This is a genomic window from Paenibacillus sp. ALE3 (genome assembly GCF_054113405.1).
In genome coordinates this window covers 5356695-5376727 of record NZ_CM134214.1, presented here as the reverse complement: position 1 = coordinate 5376727, position 20033 = coordinate 5356695, and the positions used below count along the sequence as shown (strand labels likewise).

Sequence of the window (20033 nt, the reverse complement as noted above, 5' to 3'; positions counted from 1 at the left end):
CAGCAGAAATCGAAAAAAGGCGTTCCCGGAAATAAGCCGGAGAGCGCCTTCTTTATAGTTAAGCCTATCATTCAACCTTAGCCTTCCGGCTTATCTGTTAATTTTAACGTCACCGACTCTTCCTTGCCTGCCCGGTAAAAGGTAACTTTCAGCTCATCGCCAATCTTCTTGTTATCGTACAGGTAGCGACGCAAATCAAGCGTAGAGTTAATCGGTTCGCCATCAAACGCCGTAATGACATCGTTCAGCTTCAAGCCGCCCTCCTTGGCAGGACCATGGGCCTCCAGAACAACGGCCCCATCTTTCACGCTGTCAGGCAGCTTGAGTTCCTTGCGCTGAGTTTCATCCAGCGGTGCATATTCATTATTAAGATCCACCGTGTACACCCCCAGATAAGGGCGGGTGATCTTGCCGTCCTCAACCAGTTCATTCACCGTCTTCATTACTTCATTGGCGGGAATGGCAAAGCCCAATCCTTCCACACCTGTATCGGCGATTTTCATCGTATTGATGCCAATCACGCGTCCGTCCAGATCGACCAGCGCTCCACCGCTGTTTCCTTCATTAATCGCTGCATCGGTCTGAATCACATGCTGCTCCCAATCATATACACCATCCTGATTGATGGAAATCGGAATAATTCGATTCGTATAGCTCACAATGCCAGAGGTCAGCGTGTCTCCCAATCCGAGTGGATTGCCAATCGCAATGACCGTCTCGCCCAGACGAAGTTTGCTGGAGTCCCCGATATCCGCTACTGTGCTAATGCCTTTATCATCAACGGCCAGTACAGCGATATCACTAATGCGATCCTTTCCGACCAGCTTCGCCTCTTTTCTGACACCGTCTACGGTTACAATATCCAGATCATCCGATCCCTCGATGACATGGTTGTTCGTCATAATAAAGGCTTTGCCTGAGCTCACACGGAAAATGACGCCCGATCCAAGCGCTGATTGTTCCGTACTGTTACCGTCTTCCCCTTTCAGGTTTACGATGCTGACGACAGCTGGGCGTATCTTGGCTGCCGCTTGCACAATCCGGTCATACGGATCGCCCGCTGCTTGCCGCAAGGGATAATGACTTGCTCCGGTTACTGCTGTAGTGGAGGGGAGACCTGTAATAAAGCTGAACAGCAGCACTGCAACCACTGCACTAACCGCACCGCTGATGACAGCAGCCTGCACCGGACTTACCCGGCGATTCCTGTGCGGCCAACGTCCCCGTCCTCCGCGACGTGCTTTAAATGCTGTTTTTTTAGCCGCACGTGTGGACACCTTCGTTGAATAAAAATCATCTTCAAACAAGCCCATGCTAATCCTCTCCCCTTCGTTGTCATGCACCGACACTCACTAAAAAATTAGGGCTATTCGGGCTTGCGCCAACCTATGCTACAGAGAACCTGCTCCGTTGAACATCACAAATGGATTGAATATCCCCCACCATCGGAATTCAGCAACTAATCGTTTCGGTCTACTTATTAATCACCACAAATAGCACTTTCCTAAGCAACCAAATCTCATAAATTAGCATACACGCCAAATTTGACCCCGAATAGAGGGAAAAAGAGGAATGATTTCCAAACCAATGGACTACAATAGTAACAAGTCTTCTATTCTATTACAAAATGATCGTCTCATAGAGACGTTCTGGCTTGTTCCCGTCCGCTTAAAGCAGCCTATACTTTCGATGAGAGCCTTCCTTCAGAAAGCTTTCTGTTGTTAGCTTTATTGTATCACAGCACCTGGCAAAACCACAGGCAGAACCAAGCTTATTGCACGCCATTTTAAAAATATTTTTACAGGAGGAATATAAGATGAACTCCCATCGTTCCGCTATGGATGAAGTTCGCATGGCAGCCAAGCTTGCGGATTTGAAAGACGAGCACTACCGGAATACACTGGCGCTAAGTACATTGATTGAACTACTGGTGGACAAAGGCATAGTGACCCGTGAAGAGGTCGAGCGCAAAGCCGCCGAGCTGGACAGCTTTATGGCTCACTTACCTTATCCCAAGGTGTAGGACGATCATAATACGTATCACACAATCGAAACTCACTATCCTTGTAAAAACAGCCGCGGTCTTCCATCGCATCGCGTACAGTCATCTTCGCAAGTTCCATCATATTGTGGTCGCGGCTCAAGTGTGCCAGATACGTTCGCTTTGTCCGTCCGGTCAACAGCTCGCTAAGAATCGCTCCTGCCATCTCATTGGATAAATGGCCGATATCACTGAGAATACGGCGCTTGATGTTCCAAGGATAACGACCCATACGCAGCATTTCTACATCATGATTAGCCTCCAGCACCAATACATCTGCGTCTGATATCGCTTGTTTTACCTTATCACTGACATAGCCGAGATCGGTTGCTACGCTAAGCTTCTCTGCCCCATCATAAAAGCTGTACCCTACGGGCTCAGCCGCATCATGGGAGATGCCAAAAGACTCTACACGCAATGACTCAAATTCCCTTGTCGCGCCTGTCTCCAATATTCTGCGGTTATCATCCGCAATTTGCCCAACAGCGTTGCTAATGGCAAACCATGTCTTCTCGTTAGCATATATAGGTAAATTATATTTACGCGCCATGGCGCCTAGTCCTTTAACATGATCGGAATGCTCATGTGTGACCAAAATACCATCCAACTCTTCTCCGCTCAGATCGCGTTCTTTCAGCAATTCGTCAATACGCTTTGCGCTGAGACCTGCATCGATGAGCAATGTCGTGTCTTCGTTCCGCACAACGGTAGCGTTGCCGGTCGAACCGCTCGACAGCACGGTAAAAGAAATCCCCATATCTGTTCAAGACCCTTCTGTATGTTCTGTCTTTGGACTAATGACATCTCCGTTCATCTGTACATAATACACACCTTTTCCGTTGTCCAGCATAAACCGCCACACCGGGGCAGCCACCTGGCTATCGGAGTTAAAGGTCTGTCCGTAATACCCTAGCCGGATATCCTTCACTACGGAGTCACGCGGCAAATAGCCGTCGATCAACCTCGCCAATGCTTTGGACGCAGGCAGCATTTTCTTTGCCTCATCCGAGGGCTGGAGCTCCACCTGAATTTTGCGATACCCTGTAATCTTCTGATTGCTGTAAAACAGAGCCAGCTTCACATTAAAGAGCGGCCACTTGCCCTGTACCAACGGATGTAGCACAAAAGCATCTGCCTGTCCAGATACGAGCTCCTCCTGAACATCCAGCGGATCGTACTGGTAGCTATCGATGTCCTTGATTTGCGGCTCCAGTGCCTCCACTAGCGCATCATGAGTGAATACCAGCTTGCTGTCCACCGGTCTCAGCAACTGCACAAGTTCATCCTTCTCTCCACTATGGACATAGGTGTAAGACAGCTTGGGCAGCTGCGGGGTATCTCCGGGAATCGGAGCCAACACCTGAATGCTTTTCTCTTCCATTAAACGCTGCGTGTTTTCATCCAGTGAAGTAAAATCCAGATTCGGCCCGGCCGTTTCCTGCGCATCATGCCACAGTTGATAACCCAATACCACATTGAGCAGCAAAAATGTACAGATCAGTACGTTTTTAGCGCGGCTCCAATCCATTCCCGTTCCCCCTTCCTATCATCGCTTTGTCTCTTGGTCTGATTTCGTTGGTGTTGTATTGGATGCTGTCGTTACAGGAACAGCATGAATCTCTGCCGCAGAACCATCGCTGAACGTAACACGCCACTCAGGGACAAGCTTCAATCCGTCATTGATCAGCTCCGGCTGATATACAGGAGTCAGATCCCTAATCGACTTGCCATCGCCTACCATTTGCAGTTGCTTCTCCAAGGCTTCGCCACCTGGCAGCAACACCTTTCTCGAGGATTGCTCCCCGCCCTTGAGATATAGCAGCGAACGATCATAGACAGATGCCGTCTCCTGCTGGATTTGCAATGAAATCGTACCAAAGCGGAACGATGGCGTGTCCAGCACCGGGTAAGCACCATAATACTGCTGGAACATCACACTTGTGCGATTTTCATCGCTGCTCCTCAATTTCATCTGATATGAAGCATCCCAACCGCCATGCTGATTTACAAAATCAACTGCGGCCAATACGTCCCTAATCGGACTGCTTCCATCTGCCCCTGGTGCACTGGGATCGGTATAGCTCATCCAACGTTGATCCTGCTTGATCTGTAGACTACGCTTGCTATCTGTATAAATTTGGGAACCATCTTTTTCCTGAATATTGCGCGTAATGCCTGGATCGAAAAATAAATTTCGCTGCATCTGTTCCGTCGTAAACAACCCGGCATATACCACAGGCTGTACAGTCTCCAGGTCATTCACGGGAATGTAGTACTGATTATTCACCAGCTTGTACAACGGAGCATTTTTCCCAAAATTCACATGCTGCCGAATGTCTTCTACCGTCATATCGAACTGGTTCGCCTCATACACCACATCGCCTCTAGCACTAAAAAAGAGCGCGTGCGGCTTGGCATTCTTTTCGTCGATATAGATCCAGATGCGGTTAATCGTCTCTCCCTGAAACACCGAATCCGGCGTCAGACGCATAACCCGTTCCAGTAATGAAACCGGAACTCCGCCTGAAAATGATAGTTCGATCCCCTCATTCTCACTGCGAATCCGTGCCCAGTCCGCTGATTGGATACTCCGACGTTGGAAATTGTTAAAACTTCGGCTTTCCAGCCGTGTATAAATTAAATCGTAAAAAGTAACCCCCGGATAAAAAACGGTATGTTTCTTCTCACCTTGATGAATTAGCATCCTATCAGGGAATACAAGATTTTCAATCTTTTTCTCCTGCCCCATGCTTTCGGTTTTGACATAGTTCGTTTCTGAGGTGATTACAGAATCACTGCCCGGAAGACGGTAGATCAAAAAATAAGTCTGAACCAGGCTGGAAGCCACCAGCAAAACAAGCGTCCAGGACTTCAAACGTTCCTTCACTGTGCTTCCCTCCCTTCACCCGACATAGGCAGCGTAAAAGTCGTACAAGTTCCCTGACCATATTCGGACTCCAGGAAAATCTGACCTCCATGGGCCTTTACAATTTCCCGGGCAATCGACAGCCCCAGTCCCGTGCCACCCATATTGCGCGATCTCGCCTTGTCCACACGATAAAACCGTTCAAAAATCCGGTCCAAATCTTTTTTTGGTATGCCAATTCCAGTATCCTGCACCGAAATAGCCAGCATGCCCTCATTGTTGCGGCGAGCTTCGATCCGAATACTTCCACCTTCTGGCGTATATTTCAATGCATTGGACATCAGATTGTCCAGCACCTGATCAATCTGATCGCGGTCGATTACGACCTTGCCAATCCCCTGCTCTACGAACATGCCTGAGCGAATGTGATTTTCCTTCATCTGAAAAGAAAACCGATCCGCGACCTCGTCCAGCATCTCCATCACATCGGCAGGCTGCATCCGCAAAGGCGCTTCATTGGAATCGAGCCGCGACAGATGCAGCAAATCTGTAACCAACCGGATCATACGCTCCGTCTCATTGCGTATAACACCCACAAAACGCTCTGCGAGCTGCGGCTCAGCCATCGCGCCGTCATCCAGCGCTTCAGCGTAGCTGCGGATCGTCGTCAGCGGTGTGCGCAGCTCATGGGATACATTAGCGACAAATTCACGCCGCGTCGTCTCCATTTCCTCCTGCTCTGTCACGTCTTGGAGCACGGCAATCGTACCCGTAATGCCAAATTCACGCCGATGAATCGGCGTAAAGGTCACACGGATGACGATGGGTTCATCCTGACCGGCTGGCTCCAGCTGCAAGAGCGTAGAAGCGGACGAGCCGCTGTACAGAGCCTCAGTTTCCTCGGGGTCGATCCCCAGTAGTACCGCAATATGTCTGCCAGTCATTTCATTCTCGTTCACGCCCAGCATGGCGCTGGCGCGGCGATTGACCAGAATGACCCGGCCATGATCGTCAGTAGCGACCACACCGTCGCTCATATTGGTCAAGATGGAGGAGAGCTTTTCCTTCTCCTCCTCATTCTGCGACAATGCCTCACGCAGACGTCCTGTCATATAGTTAAAGGCCACGCTCAGCCTACCGATTTCATCTTCGCCAAACACCGGCATCTGCTGGTCAAATTTGCCCTCAGCGACCTCTGTTGCATGACGTGTCATCACTTTGATCGGATGCGTAATCGTGTGGGCCAATACCACGCCCAGCACAGCCGTTAATGCGAGCGCAATCAGCATACCTGAGAGAAACACATTGTTAATGCGTTTCATCGTATCGTACAGCTCAGCCATCGAAGCAGCGATGTACACCGCACCGACGATTTTGCCTTGGCTGATGACAGGCTTGGCGACGACCTTCTTGCGCACGTTATCCTCGTCCACCATATATTCCTCGTTATCACGGATTCCTTGAAGTGCGCGGCTAACCACTGTCTGCGTATTTTTACGTCCGACATAGTCAGCGTGGGAGCCTTGAGAAGTAATCAGTACTTTGCCGCTGGCATCCAGCACCTGAATTTCCGCGCCGCTGAAATCAAACAAGTTATTTACGCGTGCACGCAGACTTTCGACGCTATCTTCTTCCATTTTGCCATCACTGCCGCTCAGATCCTGCTCCGCCAGCACGGACAGCATCTCCGCCCGTGCTTGCAAATCCTGCGTAAAATTACTCGTCAAAGAGTTCTTCATCGAGCTGACAAAATAGACTCCAATCAACTGCATGGCCACCAAAATAAGTAGTACATAGATAATAATCAACTTGGCATGAATGGTGCGAAAGAAAGACAGCCATCTCATGCCCGCAGGCCACCTTTGCCCCCGCTAACGATATATCCGAGGCCACGGCGTGTCAGGATGGTCTCCGGCTTGCTCGGGTTTTCCTCAATCTTCTCGCGTAGCCGCCGGATCGTCACGTCTACCGTCCGCACATCCCCGTAGTATTCAAATCCCCATACCGCTTGAAGCAAATGCTCGCGAGTCATGACCTTGCCTGCATTTTTCGCCATATAATATAGAAGTTCATACTCGCGATGCGTCAGGTCAAGTGGAGTTCCGTTTTTATAGGCTGTATACATATCCGCATCAAAAAAGAGATCGCCTACGCGCAGCCCCTGCTTATCCTCCTGTGGGCGGCTTTCCGGCGTGCCCGCCACGCCGCGTTGCTGTCTACGCATCTGTGCCTTCACCCGTGCCAGCAATTCCCGTGTGCTGAACGGCTTCGTCACATAATCGTCCGCGCCCAGCTCCAGCCCTAGCACTTTGTCGATTTCCCCGTCCTTGGCAGTCAGCATAATAATTGGCGTCTGAAGCTGATGTCCGCGTACCTCGCGGCATACATCCATACCATCCATGCCCGGCAGCATCAGGTCCAGCAAAATCAGGTCTGGCTGTTGCTTAACCGCAATATCCACTGCACTGATTCCATCGAAGGCGCAAATGACCTCGTAGCCCTCTTTTTCCAAATTAAATTTCAAAATATCAGCGATAGGTTGTTCATCATCCACTACTAGAATCGTCCCCTGCATACAGCGTTCACCTCTTCTCACGGATCATCATCTATCATTAACTTTTCGTTTGTTAGCGCCCATAAGATGCTTATTCTATTCTATCATACCCGTACGCTATTCCATTACTTTTCCAGACCCTTTTTTCTTTACGCAGAAAAAAACCATGCCTGCACCTGCTGTTAAGCATGCAGAAAAACATGGCCTTTCTCCTTGTTCTTCGTCAATCATGTAGCTAACGATATAAGCATCAAATCTATCTTAAATACGTCATTGGATTGCGTGCCGTATTATCTTTGCGAATTTCAAAATGCAGATGCGTTCCTGTTGAGCGTCCTGTGCTCCCCATAACTCCGATCGACTCGCCTTGTTGAACAACCTGTCCTACATGAACGCCAATGCTGCTCAAATGCCCGTACACCGTCTGGTAGCCGTTGCCATGATCGATCATAATGACATTGCCGTATCCATTCTGCTGACCTGCAAATGACACCACACCTTCATCAGATGCGTGAATGTCAGGACTGCCGACTAAGTCGACCCCCTCGTGCATACGTCCCCAACGTGCGCCAAAGCTGCTCGACATCGTAGCACCGGACACTGGCCAAGCGAACTGTCCGGAACCTTCTCCCACGACCTTCGTCCCTCTCAGAACCACCTCGGTAACAGAAGGCTGTAACACCTTTTGACCAAGCCATTCCTCTTGCACGACCTCACCGTTCTCCTTGGTCAAACGATAGTCCATCTCTTTAAGACCTGCTTGTCCCGGTCTGACGACTTTCGTAACTCCTGCCTTCAATTCATCGCTCTGGCGAATCTCTATTTCAGGCTCGATGGCGATCTGCTCGACGACCTTTTCTACCGTTCGTACCGTAACAGGTACCTTGGGAGCCGTGACCTTTAACTCGTCCCCAATTTGCAAATACAACTCACGCAGACCGGGATTGTTTTGCTTAATCTCCCAAGCCGTCGTATTGAACTTGGTGGCAATCGACGACAATGAATCACCTTCCTGCACCGTATACGTTGTAGGAGCTTCACGTCCCTCGGTCAATACTTTAACCGCTTCTTCCTCCGTCAGCACCTTGTTCGGATCTGCTTTCACAGGCTCATACGCAATCTTTTCACGGATACCAGCAGACTCCAGCCATGCTTTAGGCGCCTTCGTGCTTGCGCTAGCATGACTACTCCCCACGGATGTTTTGCGAACTAGCCCCTTGATGCCAGAAGCCGTACCTTCACCCGCAGGTGTGTACTTCTTCTGCACTTGCTTTAAAGCTGCTTGTGCCGTCGCTTTATCCTTTACAATGCCAACCATCTGTCCGTTGACCTTCACTTCTACTGCTTTGGCATAGGCAGTCAGCATGCCGTCCAGCTTCTTCAGCGTGGCTGCGCTATCGATATCCGCCTTATATGCCTTTTCCGTGCTCGTCGTGACCGCGCTCGTATTGAGCACCATTTCCACGTCAGGATACTTGTCTTTATACTGCTTGCTCTTCGTTGAATACAGCTGCTTAAGCTGCTGCTCATTCAGGATACCGCCGACCTCAACGCCTTTAACATACACTTTATAATAAGGAACCATATTGGCTCCAACATACTGATTGCTAGCAAAAATAAGACCGCCAACAATCACAATGCCGCCTGCCGTCCAACTTAACCATCTTTTCCGTCCGCTCCACCATGTTGCTATTTTCCCTGCTTTATCAGCAGAATTGCCCTCAACACTTGAATTTCCACTCCTGTGGTCTGGTGATAACTTCCCCTTAGAAACCTCCATGGTTCTCTCCTTTTCAGCATATCCTATCTCTATTAAATGCGTTCATTATTGTTTTTTTACATGATAAAAGTAGCCCTTTTACAAGCTTATCTATGATAATAGTCGCTATCTAGCATTGCATAGTTACGTAAAAGGTTTCAAAAATTTAACCTTTTCACAACACAGTTTACTTTAACATAGCTTTTACAAAGAATTCAACTACACCCCAATTACTTCCTTGAACGCAAAAAAATCCGCGCCTAGCGCGGATTCTACAGTCCTGTTTTGAGCATTAACACTGCCCATACATTCTTGTGTTTTATTCATGCATTATTTAAGCATACCCATCAGCTTGTTATATTCCTCTTTGGTCAAATACTTCGCAAGCACCTGCTGAATATCTTGCAGCTCCTGCTCGGTGAGGCCGCCTTCCATCGCGGCTGATATTTTCTGCATCTCCTCCGGCGGTAGTTTACTCATGAGAATCGTAAAAATCTCCTGCTTCTGAGCCGCCGGTAAATTGTTCTTTTTCTCTGTCAGATGGTCGGGCGTAATGACCAAATCATGACCTTCGATACTCGTTTCGGGAGTAGCTGTACCTTCTGCCTGCTGACGCGACTCGCTGCCTGATGTTCCCGCCGACGTGGCCCCTTCCTGGGATACCGTTCCATTGGATGAGCCTCCAGCTTCACGTCCGCTTTCCTCTAAGCCCTGTCCCATGACAGGCAAAGCATTATCAGGCGGTGTTACACCTCCAGAGTCGCTCCCTGTCGTCTTGCTCTTCCCTGTGCCTGTACTTTGGTCAGTACCAGCGCTGCCTTTTAGCCAACTCCATCCCCATGTCGGCTGGTGATCAAGCTGAATGTTAAACTGCCGCAGCAGTGATTGAACATAGGCATTCACGACCACACCGGTCACTGCCAGTGTCAGCGCGCTGACCAGCACCACCGTCATTCCTTTTTTAAGTAGCCATCCAAGCCACCTCATATCCCGTTACCTCCTTATACGCATCTTGCCATGTGTACATCATGAAGTGCATATAGACCAGTATTGACGAGATATGACGATTTTTAACCCTTGGAATATGTAAAACTAGCACAAACACAACTACACAGAAAAAAGGAGAGAAAGGAATTAACCACCTCTCTCTCCTAATCGTGCAGGAATAGCTATATTTTAGAACAGGCATGACGCCTTCATAGAATCCTATAGATGTCTTACAAATAAATTGGAAGCACTTGGTTCGTTTGATCGCGGTTACGACCAACCGAGAAAATAGCGATTGGAATGCCTGTCAGCTCGGATACGCGTTGTACGTAATTGCGTGTATTTTCAGGCAGTTCCTCCAACGTTTTTACGCCAGTAATATCTTCGCTCCAACCTGGCAATTCCTCATATACCGCTTCGCATTCCGCCAGCATTTTCAAGCTAGCTGGATAATGCGTGATGATCTCACCGCGATATTTGTAGCCTGTACAGATTTTGACTGTTTTCAGACCTGTCAAAACGTCCAACGAGTTCAGGGAAAGACCCGTTAATCCACTGACACGACGGGCATGACGCACAACGACGCTGTCAAACCAGCCAACACGACGAGCACGTCCTGTAACCGTACCGTACTCATGACCTGTTTCACGAATGTAATCGCCAACTTCATCGTTCAACTCCGTTGGGAAAGGTCCATCACCTACACGAGTTGTGTATGATTTAGCTACACCGATCACTTGTTGAATTTTGGACGGGCCTACACCGGAACCGATACATACGCCGCCAGCCGACGGGTTAGAGGACGTAACATATGGATACGTACCTTGGTCGATATCGAGCATAACGCCTTGCGCACCTTCAAACAACACCTTACGATTAGCGTCGATTGCATCGTTCAGCACAACAGACGTGTCCGCTACATAAGGACGGATAAACTCAGCATATTCCAGGTACTGTTTCAATATTTCTTCAACATCCAGCGGCTCGCCGCCGTATACTTGCTCAATCACTTGATTCTTTTCCTTCGTTAGATGGCGCAGTTTCTTTTCGAATTCCTCTGCATCCAGCAAATCAGCAATACGAATACCGTTACGTGCAGCTTTATCCATATAAGCAGGACCGATCCCTTTACGGGTAGTACCAATTTTGTTAGGACCTTTGCGGTCTTCTTCCAGCACATCCAACGTCATATGGTAAGGCATAATGACATGTGCGCGGTCACTAATGACCAAATTTTTTGTGGAAAATCCATTATCATGAATATAAGTAATTTCTTCAATAAGAGCGGCTGGATTCACTACCATGCCGTTGCCAATAACACACTTTTTATCTTCATAAAAAACGCCGGATGGAATCAGGCTCAGCTTATACTTTTTACCGTCAATGAGAATCGTATGACCAGCATTGTTTCCGCCTTGGTAACGGGCCACCACTTCAGCGCTTTCCGCCAGATAGTCCGTGATTTTACCTTTGCCTTCGTCTCCCCATTGTGTTCCCACAACGACTACAGTTGACATGTTTCATTCCTCCGTGGAGTGCCCACAGACACTCTGATTTTGAGCTGACGCGCTAACACATATCTGGCTTCAGCCGCCTCAGCGGGCAGATATGAAGCGTTCTCGGACAGCAGGAAAAAACGTCCGTCGCAGACATTCCACAAGTTCGGAAAGCCCCGGGCGTAATGATCTCCCGCTACGTTGAAGCAGCACTATAAGTGTACCAGTACCATTTTTCAAAGTCAAATAAAAAGCGAACATTATATTACATGAAAATAGTATTGTTCGTAATTGAGAGTTTCAATCGTTCTATGAAAATATATGAATTCTATAAAAAAGACTCTCTCGAAACCGCGATACCCGCGTCGAAAGAGCCTTTTCTAAACATACTAATATATTAACCGGCGAACGCATCCGAATGGGCACGCTCGTAATTAGCGAATTTATTATAATTTTTAAGAAATACCAACTCTACCGTACCGACCGGGCCGTTACGCTGCTTGGCAATAATAATTTCAATAATATTTTTCTTTTCTGTTTCCTGATTATAGTAATCATCCCGGTACAGAAACGCAACGATGTCAGCATCCTGCTCGATGGAACCCGATTCCCGCAAGTCACTCATCATTGGCCGCTTATCTTGACGCTGCTCTACACCCCGACTCAGCTGGGAAAGGGCGATTACAGGCACTTCAAGTTCACGGGCGATTTGTTTCAATGTCCGTGAAATTTCGGATACCTCCTGCTGCCGGTTCTCGCCCGCTTTGCCGCGTCCGTGAATGAGCTGCAAGTAGTCAATAACGATCATGCCCAGTCCCTTTTCCGCCTTGAGACGGCGGCATTTGGCTCGGATATCAGCCACAGTGATGCCGGGCGTATCATCGATATAAATTTCCGCCTCTGACAAGGCTGCAATGCCCATCGTCAGCTTCGCCCAATCGTCATCGCCCTTAAATTCACCTGTCCGCATGACGTTCGCGTCCAAGTTAGCCTCGGCACAGATCATCCGCTGCACGAGCTGAGCCGCCGACATTTCCAGACTGAAGATGGCAACCGTCTCTTTTGCCCGTACTGCAACGTTTTGTGCAATATTCAGGGCAAATGCCGTTTTACCTACAGATGGACGAGCAGCCACAATGATCAAGTCATTGCGCTGGAAACCCGCTGTCATCTTATCCAAATCAACAAAGCCGGACGGAATTCCGGTCGTGTTGCCCTTGTTCTGATGCAGCAATTCAACGCGGTCAAACACTTCCATCACGACATCGCGGATGGCAATAAAGCCACTGCCTGAGCGCCCGTTGGAGATTTCCATAATCTTGCGCTCGGCATCGCTCAGCATGCCGGCGACATCCTCGCCACTGCTATAGCCTTCGCTCACAATCTGTGTAGCTGCACGAATCAAGCGACGAAGCATCGCTTTTTCTTCAATGATCTGGGCATAGTAATCCACGTTAGCCGCTGTTGGCACCCCGTGAGCCAACTTCGCCAGATAACTGACACCACCGATATCCTCTAGCTGTCCCTTGTCTTGAATTTTCGAGGTCAGCGTAACCAAGTCAATCGGCTGTCCGGATTCACCCAGCTCAATCATTGCTTCGTAAATCATCTGATGAGCTTTATCGTAAAAGTCCTCGGTCTGCACCCGCTCCATTGCGGTAATCAGTGCTTCGGACTGAAGCAAAATAGACCCGATAACCGCCTGTTCAGCCTCCAGATTTTGCGGAGGAATCCGATCAAAAAATTCGCCGCCCATAATTATTCTTCAGTCACCTGTACTTTCAGCGTAGCTTTGACCTCAGGATGAAGCTTGACGGTCATTTGAGTCACGCCCAACGTACGAATCGGTTCTTCCAGCTCGATTTTGCGTTTGTCCAGCTTGATGCCTGTTTTAGCAACAGCCTCTGCGATTTGCTTGCTTGTAATCGCACCGAACAGACGTCCGCCTTCTCCAGCCTTCGCTTTGAGCTGAATTGTAGTCTCTTCCAGCTTTTTGCCGAGTACTTGCGCCTCTTCCTTTTCCTCTTGTTTGCGTTTTTCCTCAGCAGCGTTTTGGTTTTCCAGCGTCTTCATATTTCCTTCCGTTGCTGGACGGGCAATCCCACGCGGCAACAAAAAATTCGCTGCATAACCGTCGGATACTTCCTTAACCTGCCCCTTCTTACCTTGGCCCTTCATATCTTTAATGAATATTACTTTCATTCAAATAACCCCTCTTCCCCATCAATTTCGGCCAGAACGTCGACCACTCTGCGTCTAGCTTCCTCCAGCGAGCATTCCAGCTGAACCGCCGCGTTCGTCAGATGTCCTCCGCCGCCTAGCCGTTCCATGACAACCTGTACGTTCATGCGTCCGAGTGAACGGGCGCTGATCCCCACCAGGCCGTCAGGACGTTCACTGACCACAAAGGAGGCCAGTACATCCGTCATATTGAGTAATGAATCCGCCACCTGAGCAATCAGGAGCTGCGGTATTTTTTGTCCGGGCTCGGTCACCGCAATTGCGATATGCCCATATATCATTTTAGCATGCTTAATAATTTCCGCCTTAGCAATATATTCATCCAGGTCCTCTTTTAACATGCGCTGGATCATCACTGTATCCGCTCCACTACGTCTTAAGAAGCCAGCTGCCTCGAATGTGCGTGAGCCTGTATGCAGGGAGAAATGCTTGGTATCCACCGTAATCCCCGCCAGCAATGATGTTGCCTCCAGCGGTGTCAGCTGGACCTTTTCATGGATATATTGCAGCAGCTCAGTCACCAGTTCACAGGCCGATGACGCGTATGGCTCCAAATAGATCAGAACAGAATCATTAATAAATTCCTCGCCCCGACGGTGATGATCCACCACCACCACCCGGCTGGCCGTCTGCACCAGACGCGGCTCAATCGTCATTGACGCCTTGTGCGTATCCACCACAACCAGCAGGCTGTGCTCGGTCATCACCTGAAGCGACTGCTCCGGTGTCATGAGCGCTTGCGACAGCTTCTCATCCTTGTTTACCTGCTCCATCATTCGGTCAATAGACGGATTGGATTTGTCCAGTACGATATGGGCCTCTACATTGTAAAGTGCCGCGGCCTTCCACACACCGATAGCTGCTCCGATTGCATCCATGTCCGGTATTTTGTGTCCCATAATCAGCACACGGTCGCTCTCCTGCATCAGATCACGCAGCGCATGTGCAATGACTCGGGCACGCACCCTGGTACGCTTCTCGACAGCATTGGACTTGCCTCCGTAAAAGGACAGGCGCTGTCCCGCTTTCACTGCTGCCTGATCTCCCCCACGTCCAAGCGCCATATCTAGACTGGATTGGGCCAACTCGCCCAGTTCCTTGATACTCTCTGCGCCAAAAGACAAGCCAATGCTCAATGTCATCGGTACTTTCAAATCCGCCGTCATTTCCCTCACGGTATCCAAAATGACAAATCGACTTTGCTCCAGCTCCTGGAGTGCTTTATGATTCAGCATAATAAGATAACGCTCAGATGACAACCGGCGCAAATAAATATTGTACTGATTGGCCCAAGATGTAATCTCGCTGGAAACCTTCGCAATAAGCGCGGTGCGTTGCTGATCGTCCATTCCCTGAGCAGCCTCGTCCATATTATCAAGCATGACGATACCAAGCGCCAACCGCTCGTTCTCATACTGCTTGCGCAATACCGCAAGCTCCGTCACTTCATACAAATATATCAGACGCTCATCAGGCACGATTAGAAACTGATAATGACGCTCATCATGCTGTAATTCCACCTTTAGTTCACGAGCAGGTTCTTTCGTTTCTTTTTTAGTGCTTAGAGCATTTGCGAGTTGAGGAAACAAATCTTGAAGAGGCTCTCCAATCAATGATTGCTCCTCGAACATCTCACTGGCAAAGCGATTGTGCCATTCTACGGTTCGATTTTCACTGTATAAAATGATACCGAACGGCAGTGTACTGATCGCTTCTCCCTCCACCCGCTTAATCCGGAAGGAAAGACCACTGATATATTGATTCAGTTCCCGACGAAAATCCAGCTCCGTCTTCAGCATCAGTCCGCCGAGCAAGAATGATAGCAGCAGTCCTATCACACCCAGTTCCCAGTTGTACATGGAAATACATATGACAAGCACCAGCAGCAGTAAAAACGCCCAGACCGTCTGATAGCCGTGCCAGCGTTTTTGTAGAAATTTAGGCATGACTGTTCACCCTATTTCTTTGATCTTGTAATAGCTTCACGCAGCGGAAAGGCCAAATCAATAATACCTATAATGCGGAGCGGCTGGAACACCAGAACGACGAGCGACAGCAGCAACGCAATCACCGGGCTCTTTTTACGGCTATGCGTCCAGAAGTATACAAAACCAATTGTCTGGATAATAAAACATGCATGGATCAGCGGTAGCATACTAATGGAGACCGTTTGAATCCAGCTGCTATCGGAAGAATCCGCTATCCATCCAATTACAATTGCCAGCAGATAGTACCAGATCAGCGTACGCGGTAGCATCCACTCGCGGGCAGGCTTCATTTTACGTACCGGCACATCGAGACTACTCAACGCTGGACGTGCCAAAGCATGTGTGATCACTGCCAGTATGAACGAGCTGACAATCATCACATATGGAACTTTACCAATCAGCATTGTACCGAGTTTCTGCGTATCTTCAGCTGTCCAGCTCATATTCGCAAACATCGGATTCGCACTCAAAATCTGCTGTACAATACTGGCCGATATCTCAGCCTGATTCCGAAGGGACTGCGAAAGATCAAACCCGAAGGAATACGTAGCGATAAACAGTACAAACAACAATTCGGCTAAAATAATGCCCGTTCCGGTCATCAACGCCTGAAAAGCAGATCCTCCCTTTTTATATATCCGTCCCATCAATATAGAAGGAATCAGAAAGTAAATCGCAGGAAGCAGCGAATACACATCGAGTAGCGCTATAATGAAAAGCACCGGTATGACGTGAACCAGAAATCCTTTGAAAGGCAGCGATGAAAACAATACAGCGCCAGGCACAATCAGAAAAAATACGGTAATAATTCTAAATGGTGTCAATAGAGTCAGCAGCAGAAGCAAATAAATAACGCTCCATGCTACAGTGGCCAAGCGGAATTTCAACGTTTTCACCTCTTACGCATATGTTCTTCCAGTGCGGAAATGTCTTGGTACCAATCCTCCAACTGGTGTCCTTCTTTTCTGTGCTTTCTTAGCTTGTCGATGAGTAGATCATCCAATTCACGGTAAGACACCCCAAGACGCCTCCCCAGAATATAACTACTCATCACCAGGCTGGCCAAACAGTCACCAATACGGACTGTACTGCCTTCCCACATCGCCTTAAACAGACGGGAGACTTGGTCAAGCACCTCTGTTTTAAGCCATTCAATAACCTTGGCTCGTTTAACTACATCCATTTCTTTAGGCATATGATGAAGAGTCACACCCCTCTGAAAAAGCTTTATTCTCCATTATAGCATATCCTATTTTGAAAATAACTGTTACCCCATAGGGTAAATCGTTATTTCATAGCAGCTCTGCTGCTTATTTTAGCTTGAAGTATTAAGCGATTCCTTAGACACAAATTTCTCACAATACTCAATAATTTGGCTGCGGCGCACGATACCGATAAACCGCTCCATATCATCCACGACAGGCACAAAGTTTTGTACCTTCGCCAAATTAATCAGATCCTCCATGTTGGCATCAATGGATACAGGTTTCATCGAAACCCGTAGCGGAACGTCCTTGAGCATAAACTTAGAAGCGTTTTCAAAGGTGATTTTCCCCTCAGACTCTTTCATATGCCACAATAGGTCACCCTCTGTAACCGTACCCGTATATCTACCTTCCTTATCCAAAATAGGGACCGCCGTGAACCGGTGATATTCCATTCGTTCCAATGTTTGCCGTAGAGTAGCATCCGCCGTTACACAAGCGACCTCTTGTTTGGGAAGCAAGAAAAAAGCGATATTCATGAGAAACGAATCCCCCTCAAAATCAAATATAAATCAATTGATTACTCACTGAATGTTCTGCTTGTCGGGAAGCCTCAGCGTCTGCGGGGTTGTATCAGAGTCTAGCCAGTTCGCAATCATAAGTCTGGCATATTCAAGCTCCTGTTCATTAGCCCGGTCATAGTACAGACCCTTTTTCTTGAACCCTTCCCCCGTAATCGTAAAACTTAAAATTTGTGGATTCCCCTGTGAAATAGCTTGCTTGCCAAGCCCAGTAATAAAGGCAGGTTCCATATCCGTTGTGAAATTGGCCCCCATAATATCGAGCAACTCCGGGATCTTGGTGATTCCATCGATATTCAGCAGCCTATCGGCCATAGCGTTCAAAAAAATTTGCTGACGTTTTGTACGGTTGAAGTCGCTATCTTCCCGATACCTAACATAATACATGGCTTCTTCACCATTATAAAGCGGCTTGCCCGCCTCAATACGGAACTTGATATGCAGCGGGTTTTTATTCTCGATGGGCTGATCGATAGGAAGCACAACTCCACCCACTGCATTCACGGCATCCTGAATACCCTGGAAATTAATCGTAGCATAATAATCGACCTTATGCTCCATCAGCTTCTCTACGGTGGCCATGGACATATCCTCGCCTCCGAACGCATAAGCATGCCCTAACTTATCAAAATCATCCTCGCCATCTCGATTGGAGTCATGTCCGGCAATCTGTACATACGTATCCCTTGGAATGGAGACCAAGAGCACACGCGATTCTGCGGGCCGTACAGCAGCATATATCACCGTATCTGAGCGACCACGTGCCTTTTCGTTTGGCCTTTGATCCGTTCCCAGTAGCAACACCGAAAAAGGCTCCTTTTGGTAAGCCACCTTCTCTTGCGGCTGCTGTTCCGCGGATTGACGAGGCTGGTAGGATTTCTCCAGTTTGCTTTCCAGCGTCGGCGACACAAACCAGTCGAAAGCCACGAGCGTCAGCTGTTTGCGGAATAGATAGCCTCCCACTGCAACTAAAAGCAAGACAATACATGAAATATATAGAGCGGTAAACCTCTTTTTCTTTTTGGGCTTTCCACGGGTCCTTCTCTTATGTCTTCTCTCCATAATGGCTTCCTTCCTTCTTTCGTCCACAAATCCCATCTCTTCATTAAACCGGATGGGTCCCTCATGAAGCGGAAACTTCCCCTCAAAGCATAAAAGGTCAGCTACCTTGTTGTCAAAAGTGCCATGGCATGGTCAGTTCCTCAATTCATGACAAAAAAGGCTTCGCCCTTACGGTCAAAGCCCTCAGTAATGTATATATAAGTATTCTATGTAGCCTTCAAAGTTATCTTTTATTTTTAATGCGGAGCCAATTTCACCAAATTTTGCAAACGCACAGGGAAAGAGGTGGACAGAGAAAAACCATAATCGAACAACTTCCGTGTCTGCTCGAAACGCTCCTCCTTGCTCGGTGCACCCAGTACTACAGCAACTAACCGTTTGCCATGCTGCTCAGCTGTACCCGTGAAACAATATCCAGCATCGCTTGTGTATCCTGCTTTCAATCCGTCCGTGCCCGCATAAGAGTACGGTCCAGCCAAGGAAGGCAACATCCAGTTCGTATTGCTGATGTAAATGCCCTTATCCTTCAATTCCATCTGTGTACGGCTGGACGTTCTGAGAATCTCAGGATGTGATGTAATCAAGTAAGAGGCCAACTTTGCAGTGTCGCTTGCCGTCATCTTCGTTTCTCCGCGAATGTCCTTAGGATGGTTCGGCCCTAATTCACTCTGACCTGCCCCAGAGGCATTACTAAAGCGACTATCGGGCGACAACCCAATTTGGGCAGCTTTTTCATTCATGCGCTTTACAAAAGCGGACTCATTCCCTGATGAACGTTCCGCCAGTGCCACAGCTGCGTCATTCGCTGAATACACTACCATACTTTGAAACAATTCAGATACGGTCATTCTTTCTCCATACCGGAGGGATAGATTCACACCACCCACCGTACTGGCATAACGACTAATGCGCACCTCATCATTCCAGCCTAACCGTCCGGTCCGAATATCCTCCAGTACCAGTAGCTCGGTCATGAGCTTGGACATATTTGCGGAGGGCATAGGCTTATCGCCATTCACATCCATTAGTAATTCCCCGGTATGCATGTCCATTAGCACCGCAGCGTCTGCATCTACATTCGGCTTTCCGATCAACAAGCGGGGTCCAAGTGTAATAAAAATCAATATAATAAGTACCGGGACGACAATAGCCCAACGTAACCAATGTTTTTTCATCATCGTAATAACCTCCATACCTTATTAGACGATGAAAAATCCATTTTGTCTGCAATTTTTCGAAAAAAAGATACAATT

General features: G+C 48.3%; 17 protein-coding genes and 1 pseudogene. 1 reads left to right on the top strand and 17 read right to left on the bottom strand.

Going from position 1 to position 20033, the window contains the following annotated elements:
* Positions 1–77: 77 nt before the first annotated feature.
* Complete coding sequence (locus tag ACXHJ2_RS24130; RefSeq protein ID WP_013373882.1) at positions 78–1313, bottom strand: S1C family serine protease; 1236 nt, start codon at positions 1311–1313, stop codon at positions 78–80.
* A gap of 503 nt (positions 1314–1816) precedes the next feature.
* Between ACXHJ2_RS24130 and ACXHJ2_RS24125 the strand changes: the two genes are divergently transcribed.
* A complete protein-coding gene (locus tag ACXHJ2_RS24125) occupies positions 1817–2023 on the top strand; it encodes a hypothetical protein (protein WP_013373883.1) in 207 nt (68 codons plus the stop codon).
* Here ACXHJ2_RS24125 and ACXHJ2_RS24120 read toward each other — a convergent pair.
* The 16 genes and pseudogenes from ACXHJ2_RS24120 to ACXHJ2_RS24045 all read right to left on the bottom strand — a co-directional run bounded on the left by ACXHJ2_RS24120 (position 1992) and on the right by ACXHJ2_RS24045 (position 19958).
* Positions 1992–2798 (bottom strand): MBL fold metallo-hydrolase, encoded by an 807-nt coding sequence (locus tag ACXHJ2_RS24120; protein WP_058712154.1) that lies wholly within the window; start codon positions 2796–2798, stop codon positions 1992–1994. The genes ACXHJ2_RS24125 and ACXHJ2_RS24120 overlap by 32 nt on opposite strands.
* Before the next feature lie 6 nt (positions 2799–2804).
* The gene (yycI, locus tag ACXHJ2_RS24115; RefSeq protein ID WP_013373885.1) at positions 2805–3569 is read right to left on the bottom strand and encodes a two-component system regulatory protein YycI; all 765 of its coding nucleotides are present in this window, start codon (positions 3567–3569) and stop codon (positions 2805–2807) included.
* A gap of 18 nt (positions 3570–3587) precedes the next feature.
* Positions 3588–4928 (bottom strand): YycH family regulatory protein, encoded by a 1341-nt coding sequence (locus tag ACXHJ2_RS24110; RefSeq protein WP_040102465.1) that lies wholly within the window; start codon positions 4926–4928, stop codon positions 3588–3590.
* Positions 4929–4993: 65 nt separating this feature from the next.
* Positions 4994–6679 (bottom strand): annotated as a pseudogene (gene walK / locus ACXHJ2_RS24105) (cell wall metabolism sensor histidine kinase WalK); the annotation flags it as partial.
* A 71-nt stretch (positions 6680–6750) separates the two neighbouring features.
* Positions 6751–7482, bottom strand: a complete 732-nt coding sequence (yycF, locus tag ACXHJ2_RS24100) for a response regulator YycF (RefSeq protein ID WP_013373888.1) — start codon at positions 7480–7482, stop codon at positions 6751–6753.
* Positions 7483–7717: 235 nt separating this feature from the next.
* Complete coding sequence (locus tag ACXHJ2_RS24095) at positions 7718–9241, bottom strand: M23 family metallopeptidase (protein ID WP_165082256.1); 1524 nt, start codon at positions 9239–9241, stop codon at positions 7718–7720.
* Positions 9242–9550: 309 nt separating this feature from the next.
* On the bottom strand, positions 9551–10207 hold the full coding sequence (locus ACXHJ2_RS24090) for a hypothetical protein (protein ID WP_013373890.1): 657 nt from the start codon (positions 10205–10207) through the stop codon (positions 9551–9553).
* Between the two features lie 230 nt (positions 10208–10437).
* Positions 10438–11724, bottom strand: coding sequence for an adenylosuccinate synthase (locus tag ACXHJ2_RS24085; RefSeq protein ID WP_040102464.1), 1287 nt, complete (start codon positions 11722–11724; stop codon positions 10438–10440).
* 376 nt (positions 11725–12100) lie between these two features.
* Positions 12101–13459 carry a replicative DNA helicase gene (gene dnaB, locus ACXHJ2_RS24080; RefSeq protein WP_013373892.1) on the bottom strand — a complete coding sequence of 453 codons (1359 nt, stop codon included), beginning with the start codon at positions 13457–13459 and terminating at the stop codon, positions 12101–12103.
* 2 nt (positions 13460–13461) lie between these two features.
* Positions 13462–13905, bottom strand: coding sequence for a 50S ribosomal protein L9 (gene rplI / locus ACXHJ2_RS24075; protein WP_016822463.1), 444 nt, complete (start codon positions 13903–13905; stop codon positions 13462–13464).
* The gene (locus tag ACXHJ2_RS24070) at positions 13902–15890 is read right to left on the bottom strand and encodes a DHH family phosphoesterase (RefSeq protein WP_165082258.1); all 1989 of its coding nucleotides are present in this window, start codon (positions 15888–15890) and stop codon (positions 13902–13904) included. Before ACXHJ2_RS24070 ends, rplI begins: the two co-directional genes overlap by 4 nt.
* A gap of 11 nt (positions 15891–15901) precedes the next feature.
* Entirely contained in the window at positions 15902–16819 is a 918-nt protein-coding gene (locus ACXHJ2_RS24065) for a DUF2232 domain-containing protein (protein ID WP_165082260.1), read from the bottom strand.
* A 5-nt stretch (positions 16820–16824) separates the two neighbouring features.
* Entirely contained in the window at positions 16825–17127 is a 303-nt protein-coding gene (locus tag ACXHJ2_RS24060) for a MazG-like family protein (RefSeq protein WP_013373896.1), read from the bottom strand.
* Positions 17128–17247: 120 nt separating this feature from the next.
* Positions 17248–17676, bottom strand: a complete 429-nt coding sequence (locus tag ACXHJ2_RS24055; protein ID WP_013373897.1) for a CBS domain-containing protein — start codon at positions 17674–17676, stop codon at positions 17248–17250.
* Positions 17677–17721: 45 nt separating this feature from the next.
* Complete coding sequence (locus ACXHJ2_RS24050) at positions 17722–18780, bottom strand: LCP family protein (RefSeq protein ID WP_165082284.1); 1059 nt, start codon at positions 18778–18780, stop codon at positions 17722–17724.
* A gap of 236 nt (positions 18781–19016) precedes the next feature.
* Positions 19017–19958, bottom strand: coding sequence for a D-alanyl-D-alanine carboxypeptidase family protein (locus ACXHJ2_RS24045; protein WP_090737523.1), 942 nt, complete (start codon positions 19956–19958; stop codon positions 19017–19019).
* Between the last annotated feature and the right edge of the window lie 75 nt (positions 19959–20033).